Source organism: Streptomyces sp. NBC_00289 (genome assembly GCF_041435115.1).
GTDB lineage: Bacteria > Actinomycetota > Actinomycetes > Streptomycetales > Streptomycetaceae > Streptomyces.
In genome coordinates, this window is record NZ_CP108046.1 from 2,017,152 (window position 1) to 2,029,739 (window position 12,588).

At 72.0% G+C, this 12,588-nt stretch carries 14 protein-coding genes; 6 read left to right on the forward strand and 8 right to left on the reverse strand.

Annotated features, from left to right (window positions below; genetic code table 11):
- Nucleotides 1–672: a succinate dehydrogenase gene (locus OG985_RS09600; RefSeq protein ID WP_371667840.1), complete on the reverse strand. Its 672-nt coding sequence runs from the start codon at nt 670–672 to the stop codon at nt 1–3.
- Nucleotides 673–802: 130 nt separating this feature from the next.
- Here OG985_RS09600 and OG985_RS09605 point away from each other — a divergent pair, with 130 nt between their 5' ends.
- Both OG985_RS09605 and OG985_RS09610 read left to right on the forward strand, forming a co-directional pair.
- Nucleotides 803–1,687: a LysR family transcriptional regulator gene (locus OG985_RS09605; RefSeq protein ID WP_371667841.1), complete on the forward strand. Its 885-nt coding sequence runs from the start codon at nt 803–805 to the stop codon at nt 1,685–1,687.
- A gap of 130 nt (nt 1,688–1,817) precedes the next feature.
- Entirely contained in the window at nt 1,818–1,955 is a 138-nt protein-coding gene (locus OG985_RS09610) for a hypothetical protein (RefSeq protein ID WP_371667842.1), read from the forward strand.
- Between the two features lie 114 nt (nt 1,956–2,069).
- Here OG985_RS09610 and OG985_RS09615 read toward each other — a convergent pair whose 3' ends face one another.
- The 5 genes from OG985_RS09615 to OG985_RS09635 all read right to left on the reverse strand — a co-directional run bounded on the left by OG985_RS09615 (nt 2,070) and on the right by OG985_RS09635 (nt 8,178).
- Nucleotides 2,070–2,852: an oxidoreductase gene (locus tag OG985_RS09615; RefSeq protein ID WP_371667843.1), complete on the reverse strand. Its 783-nt coding sequence runs from the start codon at nt 2,850–2,852 to the stop codon at nt 2,070–2,072.
- Nucleotides 2,853–3,379: 527 nt separating this feature from the next.
- Nucleotides 3,380–5,515, reverse strand: a complete 2,136-nt coding sequence (locus tag OG985_RS09620) for a putative bifunctional diguanylate cyclase/phosphodiesterase (RefSeq protein WP_371667844.1) — start codon at nt 5,513–5,515, stop codon at nt 3,380–3,382.
- Complete coding sequence (locus tag OG985_RS09625; RefSeq protein ID WP_371667845.1) at nt 5,512–6,324, reverse strand: SAM-dependent methyltransferase; 813 nt, start codon at nt 6,322–6,324, stop codon at nt 5,512–5,514. The genes OG985_RS09620 and OG985_RS09625 overlap by 4 nt, the downstream gene beginning before the upstream one ends.
- 247 nt (nt 6,325–6,571) lie before the next feature.
- On the reverse strand, nt 6,572–7,540 hold the full coding sequence (locus OG985_RS09630) for an SCO0930 family lipoprotein (RefSeq protein WP_371667846.1): 969 nt from the start codon (nt 7,538–7,540) through the stop codon (nt 6,572–6,574).
- A gap of 404 nt (nt 7,541–7,944) precedes the next feature.
- Entirely contained in the window at nt 7,945–8,178 is a 234-nt protein-coding gene (locus tag OG985_RS09635; RefSeq protein WP_371667847.1) for a hypothetical protein, read from the reverse strand.
- Between the two features lie 142 nt (nt 8,179–8,320).
- Here OG985_RS09635 and OG985_RS09640 point away from each other — a divergent pair, with 142 nt between their 5' ends.
- From OG985_RS09640 to OG985_RS09650, 3 genes are all read left to right on the forward strand, one after another.
- On the forward strand, nt 8,321–8,449 hold the full coding sequence (locus OG985_RS09640) for a hypothetical protein (protein WP_371667848.1): 129 nt from the start codon (nt 8,321–8,323) through the stop codon (nt 8,447–8,449).
- 24 nt (nt 8,450–8,473) lie between these two features.
- Nucleotides 8,474–9,238, forward strand: coding sequence for a hypothetical protein (locus tag OG985_RS09645; RefSeq protein WP_371667849.1), 765 nt, complete (start codon nt 8,474–8,476; stop codon nt 9,236–9,238).
- Between the two features lie 301 nt (nt 9,239–9,539).
- On the forward strand, nt 9,540–10,070 hold the full coding sequence (locus tag OG985_RS09650) for a hypothetical protein (protein ID WP_371667850.1): 531 nt from the start codon (nt 9,540–9,542) through the stop codon (nt 10,068–10,070).
- 123 nt (nt 10,071–10,193) lie between these two features.
- Here the strand turns inward: OG985_RS09650 and OG985_RS09655 are convergent, their stop codons facing one another.
- Nucleotides 10,194–10,691 carry a hypothetical protein gene (locus tag OG985_RS09655; RefSeq protein WP_371667851.1) on the reverse strand — a complete coding sequence of 166 codons (498 nt, stop codon included), beginning with the start codon at nt 10,689–10,691 and terminating at the stop codon, nt 10,194–10,196.
- A gap of 331 nt (nt 10,692–11,022) precedes the next feature.
- Here OG985_RS09655 and OG985_RS09660 point away from each other — a divergent pair, with 331 nt between their 5' ends.
- Complete coding sequence (locus OG985_RS09660; RefSeq protein ID WP_371667852.1) at nt 11,023–11,688, forward strand: class F sortase; 666 nt, start codon at nt 11,023–11,025, stop codon at nt 11,686–11,688.
- A gap of 32 nt (nt 11,689–11,720) precedes the next feature.
- On the opposite strand, the gene OG985_RS09665 is transcribed toward OG985_RS09660, so the two are convergent.
- Nucleotides 11,721–12,557: a polysaccharide deacetylase family protein gene (locus tag OG985_RS09665; protein ID WP_371667853.1), complete on the reverse strand. Its 837-nt coding sequence runs from the start codon at nt 12,555–12,557 to the stop codon at nt 11,721–11,723.
- Nucleotides 12,558–12,588: the final 31 nt, after the last annotated feature.

A 12,588-nucleotide genomic window follows, 5' to 3' on the forward strand; every position in this document is an offset into this window, starting at 1 on the left:
TCAGCTCACCACTCCGGTCATGACGCCCACGGGTACGGCGATGAAGCCGGCCGTGAGCAGCAGCGCGAGGATGTCGGCGACGGTCTTGAGGGCACGGTCGCGGGCGCGGCTGCCGACGCCGAGGGTCTGGGCGGCGCTCCAGAAGCCGTGCCGCACGTGCAGGCCGAGGGCGAGCATCGCCACGATGTAGACGAGGTCGCCGTACCAGGTGGAGAAGGTGTCCACGACGTTCTGGTACGGGTGACCCTCCTGGAAGCCGCCCGGGTGCGCGGTGCCGGTCGTCAGGTCGAGCAGGTGCCACACGATGAACAGGCCGAGGATGATCCCGCCCCAGCGCATGGTGCGCGTCGCGTAGCTCGCCCGCGCCTTCTTGTGGACGTACTTGCTCGGCCGTGCCCTGATGTCACGGCGGCTGAGCTGGTAGGCGGACGTGGCGTGGGCGACGACCGCCACCACCAGCACGACGCGGATCAGCCACAGCGTCCACTCGTCGTGCATGAACGGCTCGCCGACCGTGCGCAGCCAGTGGGCGTAGTGGTTGAACTCGCCCGCCCCGAAGAAGATCTTCAGGTTTCCGATCATGTGGACGACCAGGTACAGCAGCATGATCAGGCCGCTGACCGCCATCACTGTCTTCTTGCCGACGGAGCTGTCCCACACGCTGCGTGCCATGGACGGTCGTCGGTCCGTCCGCGTTGCCAGAGCCATGTCTCAGCACGCTACGGGCCCCCACCTCCATCGGTCCAAGACATGGAATGGCTCGTTTCGATAGGCAACAACTATTGGCGTCTACCATGACGGTATGCAGCTCCAGCAGCTCCAGTACTTCGTGGCGGTCGCCGAGACCCGGCACTTCACCCGGGCCGCGGACCTGGTCCATGTCGCGCAGCCGTCGCTCTCCCAGCAGATCAAGGCCCTCGAGCGGGAGCTCGGAGCGGATCTGTTCCTGCGGGCCCGCGGCAACATCACACTGACCGACGCGGGCGAGGCGCTGCTGCCGCTGGCCCGGCGCATCCTGGCCGACGCGGACACGGCCCGCCACGAGGTGCAGGAACTGGTGCAGCTGCGCAGCGGCCGGGTCCGGCTGGGCGCCACCCCGAGCGTGTGCACCGGTCTGCTGCCGGACGTGCTGCGCGCCTTCCACGACCGGTACCCGGGCATCCGGCTGCTGATCGAGGAGGGCGGCTCGCACGATCTCGTACGGGAACTGGCCCGCGGCGCACTCGATCTCGCCCTCGTCGTCCTGCCGCTGCCGAGCCCGTCCCCGGCGCTCACCACGGTGGAGCTCCTGCGCGAGGACCTGGTCGTGGTGTCGTCGCCGGAGGCACCCGCACCCGGGCGGGGCCGGCGCACCGTCCAGGTCGCCGATCTGGAGGGCGAGCGCATGGTGATGTTCCGGCACGGCTACGACCTGCGGGAACTGACCGTGGCCGCGTGCCGCGCCGAGGGCTTCGAGCCGGACTTCGCGGTGGAGGGCGGGGAGATGGACGCGGTACTGGGGTTCGTACGGGCAGGGCTGGGCGTGGCCGTCGTACCGCGCATGGTGGCCGCCCGGTCGGGACGCGGCCTGCGGGTGACCCCCTTGGCCCGCCCGGCCCTGCACCGCACCATCGCCCTGGCCCACCGCAGCGACGTGGCACCACCCCGGGCGGCGCGCGAGCTGCAACGGATGCTGCTGGAACGGTGAGCGGCCCGGGTCCCGAGGTCGGCCCACGGGTGACCCGGCCGACCCTGCACCGCACCATCGCCCCGGCCCACCGCAGCGACGTGGCACCACCCCGGGCGGCACGCGAGCTGCAACGGATGCTGCTGGAACGGTGAGCGACCCGGGTCCCGAGGTCGGCCCACGGGTGACCCGGCCGACCCTGCACCGCACCATCGCCCCGGCCCACCGCAGCGACGTGGCACCACCCCGGGCGGCACGCGAGCTGCAACGGATGCTGCTGGAACGGTGAGCGGCCGCCTGGTCGGCACGCGGCCTGCGGCTGACCTGGCAGACCCGGCCGCAACGGAGGTTGTGGCGCATGCCGCCTGAACGGTGAGCGGTCAGCCGACGTGCGCGACCCCCGTCACGAGGTCGGGATGAAGCCTCCGTCGATCACCAGGTCGCTGCCGGTGATGTTGCCCGCGCGGTCGCCGGCCAGGAAGAGGACCAGGTCGGCGACCTCGGTGGGCTTGGAGAAGCGGCCGGTGGCCATGGCGCCCGAGGCCTGGGCCACCACCTCTTCGGGGGTGAGCCCGGCTGCCGCCGACACGGTCTCGGCCACTCCGCCGTCACCCAGCCACAGCTCGGTCTCCACCGGCCCGGGGCTCACGGTGTTGACGCGGATGCCCCGGGGGCCGACCTCCTTCGACAGCGCCTTGGAGAAGGCGACCAGAGCGGCCTTGCCCGCGCTGTAGTCGATCACCAGCGGGTCGGGGAGGGTGGCGTTGACCGACGCGATCGTGATCACCGAGCCCGCGCCGGCGGCCAGCATCACCGGCAGGGCGGCTCGGGTGACGCGGACCGCCGCGAGGAGGTTGAGGTCGACGGAGCGCCGCCAGTCCTCGTCCGTCACGGACAGGAAGCCGCCCGTGCGGGCCGGGGCCGAGCCGACGTTGTTGACCAGTACGTCGACGCGGGTGCCGGCCGCCGCGACCAGTTGCCCGGCCGCCTCGGGCTCGGTGAGGTCGACGGGCACCCAGGTGACGGAGCCCTCCTTGACCAGGGCGTCCAGGCCCTCGGACGTGGTACGGGACCCGGCGACGACCGTCGCTCCCGCCGCGGCCAGAGCCCGCGTGACCGCCAGTCCGATGCCTTTGCTGGCCCCGGTCACCACGGCGGTCCTGCCCTGCAGTTCCTCGCTGGTCATCCTCAGACTCCTGCCACTGGTGGTCACGGTCCGAACGCCGACACCGGCCGCGGAGACCCGCCGGGGGTCCGGAGCCGGTTCGGCCGCGCGCTGCCGGCACGCCCGGGTACGGCGCCGCACAGCCCTCGGCCCACGCCACGTGCCGGAGTCACTCCGCGAGCCACTCCCGCCGGGACCGGCCGCGCGTCCGCCGTACGGCCATCCTCCCCCGGAACCGGGCCGCACGGCAGCGGAACGGTCAGCGAGACGCCTCCGGCGCCGCCGGCCGATCCACCGCACGCCGCCCCCGACGGAGCCGCGCACCCCGCGCTCAACCCCTCGCGTGCACCAAGGCCAGTTCGTGGAGCGGTCCGGGGAGGGGAGCAGGGACGGGCAGAGCCTTGTTGAGGGGGGCCGGGGCGGGCCTTGTGCCAGCCTCGGCCGTACCCGGCCGCACGGCAGCAGAACGGCCCGCCGGCCGATCCACCGCACGCCTCCCCCGGCTGATCCACCGCACGCCGTCCCCGACGGAGCCGCGCACCCCGCGCTCAGCCCGTCGCGTCCACCAGGGCCAGTTCGTGGAGGCGGTCCGGGGGGCCGGGGCGGGCGTAGTACCAGCCCTGGGCCGTGTCGCAGCCCAGTATCCGCAGTTGCTCGGCCTGCGCGCCCGTCTCCACGCCCTCCACGGTCACCGCGAGGTCGAGGCTGTGGGCGAGGGAGACGATTCCCTCGACGATCTTGAGGTCGACGGGGTCGGCCGGGAACTGCTGCATGCTCTGGGTGAAGGAGCGGTCCAGCTTGAGGATGCTCACCGGCAGGCGGCGCAGATTGGCCAGGTTGGAGTAGCCGGTGCCGAAGTCGTCCAGGGCGATGTCCACGCCCATCTCGGCCAGTCGGCGCAGCGGTTTGAGCAGGTCGTCGTCCGCGCCGATCAGGGCCGACTCGGTGACCTCCAGGCAGAGGGCGTCGGGTTGGACGCCGGCACGCTCCAGGATGTCGACGGTGTCCTGCACCAGGCCAGGGTGGGTGAGCTGGCAGGGCGAGAGGTTGACGTTGATGCGCAGCGGGCCGGCCTCGTCGTACCGCTCGCGCCATGCGCGGGCCTGCCGCACCGACTGCTCGAGGACCCAGCGGCCGAGCGGAACGATCAGGCCGGTGTGCTCGGCGAGCGGGATGAACCGGTCGGGCCCGAGGACGCCGTGCTGCGGGTGCAGCCAGCGCACCAGGGCCTCGGCGCCGCGGACGCTGCCGTCGCCGAGGTGCACCAGCGGCTGGTACTCGATGAAGAACTCGCCGCGTTCCAGCGCCGCGGGGAGGGCCGTGGTCAGTCCGTGCCGGGTGATGGCGCGGGCGTCGGCCTCCGGGTCGGCGAGCTCGAAGCGGTTGCCGCCCGCCGACTTGGCCCGGTACATGGTGATGTCGGCGCTGCGCAGCACCTCCGCGGGGCTGCGCTCCCCCGCCGGCCCCTCGACGATGCCGATGCTGCCGCGCACGGTCAGGTCCCGGCCGTCGACGCTGACCGGGGCGATCAGGACGTTCATGATGCGGGTCGCCAGATCGTCGACCTCGCGCTCGGTGTCCGGCCCCGTGGTCAGGGCCACGAACTCGTCGCCGCCGAGCCGGGCGACCATCTCGCCGGGCGCGGTCGCGCAGGACTGCAGCCGGTCGGCGACCTCGACGAGCAGCCGGTCGCCGGCCGCGTGTCCGAGACTGTCGTTGATGGTCTTGAAGCCGTCGAGGTCGAGGTAGCACAGCCCGAACCGCTGCCCCGAGCCGGCGCCCAGGGCCTTCTCCAGGCGTTCGAAGAAGAAGGTGCGGTTGGGCAGACCGGTGAGCGCGTCGTGCGTGGCCTCGTAGCGCAGCCGCAGGTTGAGCAGCCGCCGCTCGGTGGTGTCCTCCATGAGGGCGAGCTGGTACTGCGGGACGCCGTCGGCGTCCCGCAGCAGGGAGACCGTCAGGTTGGTCCACAGGGCCGTTCCGTCGGGCCGGTAGAAGGCCTTTTCGACGTGGTAGTGCTCGCGCTCGCCGCGGACGAGTTCCTCGTAGAGCCGCCAGGTCTGCGGGGCGTCGTCGGGGTGCGTCCACTCCATGACGTTACGGCCGCGCATGGTCTGCTCGGTGAGTCCGAACATGCGCAGCAGCGCGCCGTTGACCTGGAGGACCCTGCCGTCCAGGTCGGCGATGCCGATGCCTATGGCGGCGCCCTCGAAGACGGCGCGGAAGCGGGCCTCGGTGGCGTGCAGCGCCTGCGCCACCACGCCCTGGGCCTGCAACGCCGCCTGCGCGATGGCCTCCTGCTCGGCCAGCGTCCGCCGGCGCAGCGCGTCGGCGAACCCGGCGGCCATGGCGTGCTCCAGCCGCGAGGCCCGTGCCCGCAGGTCCTCCTGGGCGCCGTCCTCGCCGCAGTAGAGGACGAGGTAGGCGTCCACACAGTCCAGGGTGCGGCTGAGCGCCTCCGGGTCGGTGCAGTGCGCGGCGACGAGCGCGGCGCCCACTGCCCTGCCCTCGTCCGGGTCGAATGCCCTGGCCCGCAGCGCCTGGCTCAACCGCCTCGCCAGCGGGAGGAGTTGTTCCTCGAACTCCGGCCGGGTGGCGGAGGTGGAGGTCACCGGGAACACGGCCCGGCTCCAGATCGTCGCGAACCGGCGGAGTCTGTCCTCCGGCCCGTCCGGCTCGGCGCTCACGCGCTGCGCCCGACGCCGGCGAAACCGGAGAAGGCCCATGGATCCTCGTCCTCGGGCGCCGTGTCCGGCCGCCAGCGCGGCATCGGCACCAGTCCCGGTTCCACCATGTCGTACCCCTCGAAGAACCGCGCGATCTCCTCGCGCGAGCGCATGATCAGCGGGTTGCGGATGTCCTGGTACACGTCCACCGCGCCCTCGGCCCGCTCCGTCGGCAGCGGGATTCCCTCGTACGAGGCATGCGTGAGGACGACGAGACTGCCGGGCGCGAGCGCCTCGCGCAGTTCGGCCACCGCTCCGTACGGGTCGTCCGCGTCTTCCACGAAATGCAGTATGGCAACGAGAAGCAGTGCCACCGGACGGTCGAGGTCGATCAGGTCCTGTACTTCGGCGCTCGCGAGGATCTCCCGGGGCTTGCGGAGGTCCGCGGCGACGACACGCGTCCTCTCGTCGCCCGCCAGGACCGCCTGGCTGTGCGCGACGGCCACCGGGTCGTGGTCGACGTAGACGACGTGTGCCTCGGGAGCGGCCGCCCGGGCCACCTCGTGGACGCTGCCGAAGGTCGGGATGCCGGAGCCGATGTCAAGGAACTGGGTGATGCCCTCCTCGGCGGCGAAGCGCACCGCCCGGCGCATGAACGCCCGGTTGGCCTGCATCACCTTGGGAAGTCCCGGCATGAACTCCATGGCCCTGCGGGCCGCTTCCCGGTCGACCTCGAAGTTGTGCGAACCGCCCAGGTAGTAGTCGTAGATACGCGAAACGCTCGGCACCGAGATGTCGATGCTTCGTGGTGCCCAGGCGGGACGCTCCATGTATCTCTCCAAGGCGTAGGCGATCCGGTGTTCGAGCAGAGGCTACTGATCGTCCGCCAAAGGGGCGAGCAGAAACGGAAATTGACCGTCCGTTCCCGGTCACTGCCTGCGGCACGTGCCTCGTCGACAGGCCACCTACGCGGGTGAAACACGGCAAACCGGTCCGCCCCCTCCGTGCGGCGCGGAGGGGGCGGACCGGCGATCGAGCGGCCCTGGTGGGGCGATCAGCCGTGGGGGGGCGATCTCTCTACTTCTTGGGCGCGCCGACCGGCTTGCCGTCGGGCGCCACGGCGTACCAAGTGCCGCCCACGCCCTGACCGTTGGTCTCCCCGGCGGCCTTGTCACCGGAGAAGGTGTAGATGGGCCAGCAGTTGATGGTCTGCTGCTTGACGCCGTCGGGCCGGGTGAAGCTCATCAGGCCCTTCTTCTGGACGTCCTTGGTGTCGTTGTTCGCCACCGGACTCACGGCCGGCCACTTCTCCAGGCAGGCCCCGGTGCAGGCGGAGATCGGGTCGGGCCAGGCCGTGTCCTTGAGGAAGCGGTAGACCGTCATGCCGTTCTTGTCGACGACGATCTCGCCGAGGTTGGGGTCCTTACGGGTGGACAGGCCGGGCAGGGAGGTCAGCTTGGCCTTCTTGCCGTCGGGGGCCAGCGCGAACCACTTGCCGCCCACGTTCTGGCCGTTGACGTCACCCGCGGTGACGTCCTTCGCATAGCGGTACGCGGGCCAGCCGCCGATGGTCAGCTGCTTGCTGCCGTCGGTGCGGGTGACCTCGCCGAGCAGCGCCTTGTCGATGCCCGCACCGGCCGTGGCGTCGTCCGCGGGAACCGGCGGCCAGGTCGAGGCGCAGTCGCCGTCACAGTTCGACTTGGGCGGTTCGGCGGTGTCCTGGTCGAAGCGGTACAGGGTCATCCCCGCACTGTCCGTGACCACCTTGCCGAGTTCCGAGTTGGCCGACACGGACAGCTTGCCGGCGGCCGCGGCCTGCGCCGCGCCCTGTGCGCTCGAGTCGGATCCGTACCCGTTGCCGGAGCCGGTCGATCCGAGGCTCGTTCCCGTGCCCGTGCCCGCAGTGCTGTAGTCACCGGCCGCGGCCGTGGCGCCAACGTTCTGGCTGCCCGTGGACGAGGTGGCTTCCTGGCCGCACGCGGTGGTCAGCGCCAGCACCGCCACGGCGCTCGCCACGAGTGAGGCGCTCCGCCAGGAGGTCTTCATCGTCAACTCCCCAAATTCGCAAGGGTGTTGCAGCGCCCTTCTGCGCCGCCGCACGACCATGGGTACGCACGGAAGCAGCCATAGTGTTCAACGGCGGCACAAATTTCTTTCCGGAACCTGTGACACCACCCGCATCGGGGCTCACATCCGTACGTCCCGACAGGCGCCCCCGCCCCCTCGACGGCCCTGCGCCCGCGGATCAAACCCGGGTTCCCCAACTTCGCCCGATCGGGGCAATCCCCCCGTACTCGCCCGCGGCGTGGCGCGCCAGGGCTCATGATCTCCGTCGTGTATGGACCCGAACCGACTCAATCCGCCCTGGCCGCGAAGGTATTGGTCCTGGTAGCGCTCACCTGGCTGCTGGTCGGCGCGCCCGCGGGGATGGCGGCGGCGGACGCGTGCGCCTACGCCTCGACCGGCCCGGACGGCACCGAGGCGGTGGCGGTCGCCGGGAACCTCTCCTGGCCCACTCCCCCGCCGTGCCCGAAGCCGCCTCCCCCGCCCTGCCCGCCCACGCCGACCCCGACTCCCCCGCCACCCGAACCGACGCCACCGCCCCCGCCGCCACCACCGCGGCCGACCCCGAAGCCGACCCCCACCCCGCACCCCACGCCCAGGCCGCCGAAGCCCGCGCCCAAGCCGACACCCAGGCCCGAGGCGCCACCCCCACCAGCCCCGCCCCGCCCGCGGCCGACGCCCCCACCTCTGCCTCCGCCTCCCACGCCCACTCCCGCACCGACGCCGTCCGCCAAGCCCACCCCCCGCCCTTCCGCGACCCCGGTGAACTACCCGCGCCACCGCGCCCGGCCGCCCGAGCGGACCCCGCACGGCACCACGTCGCCGGTCACCTACGTCCTGCTCATCACCGTCCCCGCGGTGATCGCCGTCGCCGCGCTGCGTCCGCGCTGATCAGCCGAATACTGGAGGAACCCCTTGCCGGAATGGCTTGTTCTCACCCTCGCGATGCTGGCGGCCTGCGTCGTGGTCGTCATCATCACGCTCGTCCGCCATCGCACGGCGGCCGAGGACGAGGACCCCAGCGAGACCCCGGACGTCATCGAGTACATGACGATGTGGATCGGAGTGGTGTACGCCATCGTCCTGGGCCTGGCCATCGCCGGTGTCTGGGAGGCGCGCAGCACCGCCCAGGACCACGTCCAGTCGGAGGCCGCCGCGCTGCACGAGATCTCCGAGCGGGTACGGGTCTACCCGGCGGACGTCCGCGACCGGATTCGGGCGGATGTCAACGCCTATGTCGGACACGTCGTCACCACCGAGTGGAAGACGATGGCCGACGACGGCAGGGTCACCGAGCGCGGCACCGGGCTCCTCGACCGCGTCCGCGCGGATGTCACCGACTACCAGCCGAAGACGGACTTCGAGGCCCAGGCCTACCAGCCGCTCATCGACCAGGTGACCGCGGCGGACCAGGCACGCAACGCCCGGGCCGAGTCGACCGGGGCGACCATGCCGGGCGTGGTGTGGTTCGGGCTGCTGGGCGGGGCGGTGGTCACCATCGGCATGGTCTTCGCGCTCCAGATCCGGCGTACGCTGCGCGAACTGGTCCTCGCCGGCCTGTTCTCCGCCCTGATCGCCTTCCTGCTCTTCCTCATCTGGGACTTCGACGCGCCCTACAGTCGCGGCGTCACGGCCTCGGCGGAGCCTTTCCTGCACCTCTTCCCGCACATCTCAGGCTGACAAGCCCTCCCCGGAAAGCCGACGGCGGCTTCTGACCGGCCCTCACCCCAGGGGCTCGACGGGCCCGCCGAGCTCGACGCGGGCCGACGCGGGCCGACGCGGGCCGGGGGACGTGCGCCACGCCGCAGCCGTCCCCCGCTCGCGGGAACGCCGTCCCCTGAGCAGCCCACACGTGTGCCCCATTCGCGCTACTCCGATCGCGCGGACGCACACACGTTCCTAGCGTTTCGGTCATCGAGGTGCATTTCTGGCGCAGCGGAAAAGGTCCGCGGCTGCTCCTCGGGGACCCGGAGGAACCACCATGCGCGCGATACGCGCCGCTTCGGCCGCACTGCTGGGCGTCAGCGCCCTCGCCCTCTCCGCGCCGGCCGCCGTCGCGGACGACCACTACGTCATGTCGAACGGCTACAGCGTCCTGCCCTCCACCGTGGCGGCGGGCGGGCAGGTCGTCCTCCAGGTGGACCGCGACGCGAGTGGCTGCAAGGGGTCCGTGACCATCTCCTCGGGCGTCTTCGACACCGTCACCATCCCGCCGAGATCCTCGGTGACGACGGCCGGGGTCGACTGGGACGCCCGACCGGGCGCGGTCTACCGGGTGACGTTCACCTGCGGCGGGCTCAGCGCGATCAAGGACCTCACCATCGCCGGCGGCCGCCCGGCCGACATCACCCCGGTCCCGGTGCCCCCGTACCGCGGTGTGCACGCGGGTGAGGGCGGCAGCGTCGCCGGCTTCGACCTCAAGGAGATCGGCCTGGGCCTCGCGCTCATCGCCGGTTCCGTCACGGCGGCGTACCGCCTCTCCCGGCGTCGCGCCGGCGAGGACGGCACCTGACGGCACCCGGCCGCCGGCCGCCGGCCGCCCAGACCTCCGCCCCGGACCCTCACGGGTTCCGGGGCGGAGGTCTGCGCGCGTGCGCTCGGGTGTCCACTGAAGGGCTGAGGAGGTGAAAGGGGGTCAGATCCGCCTCTCGGTGCGCCGGCGCATCCAGAACAGCCCGCCGCCGACGACGGCCGCGGCCACGAGTCCGCCGCCGATGGCCATGTCGGTGGGGGTCGCACCGCTGGAGCTGCTGCCGCCCAGGCCACCCTGGACACCGCCGATGACGGTGAAGGCGGCCGGGTTCGTCAGCGTCCGGCCGGAGCAGTCGACCGTGATGCTGTGCGAGCCCGGGCGCGCGTTGCGGTTGACCGTCGCGGTGCCCCTCGCGGTGCCGTTGGCGCCGTTGACGGGCGTCAGGCGGGCACTCGGGAACGCGTCCGAGGTCATGGTGCCGCCACCGCGGCAGCCGTCGACCGTGACGGTCAGTTGTCCGCCGCGGGCGATGACGCTGGGCAGGGCGACGATGTTGCTGGGGCTGACGCCCATGCCGTCCCACGCGACGGCCGCTGGGGCGGCGAGCCCGAGAGCGGCGACCGCGGCGCCGGCGGCCGCCAGGGCACGAGTAGTACGCATGTGATCCTCCGCGGAAGACGCCCCGGGAACCGTCCCCGGTCGATCGGCGAGAAACGCCTCCCAGACAGACCCTCAGATGCCGTGCACGAGCCCGCATTTCGGCGCTGGTCCGTCCTGGTGAGAGGACACGCCCGGGGAAAACCCGGCAGAGGGATATCGCCGCAGGTCACGGACCGTCAGAAATTTCCTTTCGGCGGCAACTCGGATGGCGCACCAAAGGGAGCCCGGGCCACCCGTTCGCGTCTTATCCGTCGCCGGTTCCGCGCGCTGGACTTAGCGTTCTCGTATGCGCGAATGACGTGGCGACGGCCGCGCCGAGAGGGGAAGTCGAATGTCTGCGTCCGAACTGGCCGGACTGACCGAAGAGGAGGAGCAGCCGAAGAAGCGTGCTCCTTGGGGCGTGATAGCGCTGGTTCTGCTGACCGGACTCGCGCTCATTCGCAACGGTTCCGGGGAATTCGACGTGGGACCGCCGCAGCCGGCGTCGGCGGCGGCCGCGGACAGCCGCTCGGCCCACGGCGCCCTCCTCCCGGACCCGCTGCCCTACTCGGTGCCGGACCGGGTGCGGATCCCGTCGATCCGGGTCGACGCGCCGGTCCTGCCGGTCGGCCTGGACGCGGACGGCTGGGTCGGCGCACCGCCGCCCGAGGACCCGAACCTGGCGGGCTGGTTCACCGGCGCCGTCTCACCCGGCGAGAAGGGCACCGCCGTCGTGGTGGGCCATGTCGACAACAAACAGGGCCCCGCCGTGTTCTACGGACTGGGAGCCCTGAAAAAGGGAAATCGCGTCGAGGTCGCCCGCACGGATGCGAAGACGGCCGTGTTCGAGATCTACGGCATCGAGGTGTTCGAGAAGAACAACTTCCCCGGCGACCGTGTCTACGCGTCCAAGGGCACGCCCGAATTGCGGGTCATCACCTGCGGAGGCGGTTTCTCCAAGCAGAACGGCTACGACGGGAATGTCGTCGCCTTCGCCCGCCTGGTCGGGGTCCGCTGAGCGTTCCCCGGCCGGGCGGGCGGAAAGCCGCCTCAGCCGTAGTACCGCCGGGGGACGGTGAGGTGGTAGCCGGAGTCGATCAGACGCGGCAGATAGTCGCGCAGGGCCCGGACACTCTGGGAGCGGTCGCCCCCGGCGTCGTGCGAGAGCACCACGACGCCCGGGGCGGCCCCCTTCTCGACCCGGCCGACGATGGTGCGGGCACCGGGCCTGGTCCAGTCGAGGGTGTCGACCGTCCAGGCCAGCGGCTCCATGCCCAGACCGGCGCCGAGCTGGAAGGCCGCCCGGTTCCAGGCGCCGTAGGGCGCGCGGAACCATACGGGCCGCTCCCCGCAGGCGTCCTCGATGACGTCGCTGGTCCGTTCCATCTCGGTGCGGATCTGCCGGCGGCGGAGCCGGGTGAGGAGGGGGTGGGACCAGGTGTGGTTGCCGACCACGTGTCCCTCGTCGGCCATCCGGGCCAGCAGGTCCTTGTTGTAGGAGGCCATCTCCCCGCACACGAAGAACGACGCGCGGACGTCGTACTCGGCGAGGGTGTCCAGGATGTGCGGGGTGTAGCGGGGGTCGGGACCGTCGTCGAAGGTCAGCAGCATGGTGCGGCCGCGTCCCGACATGCGCAGGAACGGCTCGTGCCGTACGCGGGTCGCCGCGGGCGCGGCCTGTGGCGGGCCGTATCCGGTCAGGGGCTGGAGGCGGTAGGCGGAGGGCTTGAGCGCGGGCTGCGCCTGGGGGCCCGCGGCGGGCGGGGCGGGCGGGGCGGGAGCGTCGCCGGCGCCCGCCGCGAGGACTCCGGCCGTGCCGGCCGCACCCAGGACAGCGACGCCGGTGACCAACATTCGCCGCCGGGAGAGCAACTGATCCTTTTCCATGAGTCATCAGTCGCCCGGCGGAAGGCCGACG

Coding starts and splice junctions, on each gene's coding strand:
- OG985_RS09615 (WP_371667843.1), bottom strand. CDS start 2,852: ATGACCAGCGAGGAACTGCAGGGCAGGACCGCCGTGGTGACCGGGGCC.
- OG985_RS09665 (WP_371667853.1), bottom strand. CDS start 12,557: ATGGAAAAGGATCAGTTGCTCTCCCGGCGGCGAATGTTGGTCACCGGC.
- OG985_RS09625 (WP_371667845.1), bottom strand. CDS start 6,324: ATGGAGCGTCCCGCCTGGGCACCACGAAGCATCGACATCTCGGTGCCG.
- OG985_RS09650 (WP_371667850.1), top strand. CDS start 9,540: ATGCGCGCGATACGCGCCGCTTCGGCCGCACTGCTGGGCGTCAGCGCC.
- OG985_RS09630 (WP_371667846.1), bottom strand. CDS start 7,540: ATGAAGACCTCCTGGCGGAGCGCCTCACTCGTGGCGAGCGCCGTGGCG.
- OG985_RS09660 (WP_371667852.1), top strand. CDS start 11,023: ATGTCTGCGTCCGAACTGGCCGGACTGACCGAAGAGGAGGAGCAGCCG.
- OG985_RS09655 (WP_371667851.1), bottom strand. CDS start 10,691: ATGCGTACTACTCGTGCCCTGGCGGCCGCCGGCGCCGCGGTCGCCGCT.
- OG985_RS09600 (WP_371667840.1), bottom strand. CDS start 672: ATGGCACGCAGCGTGTGGGACAGCTCCGTCGGCAAGAAGACAGTGATG.
- OG985_RS09605 (WP_371667841.1), top strand. CDS start 803: ATGCAGCTCCAGCAGCTCCAGTACTTCGTGGCGGTCGCCGAGACCCGG.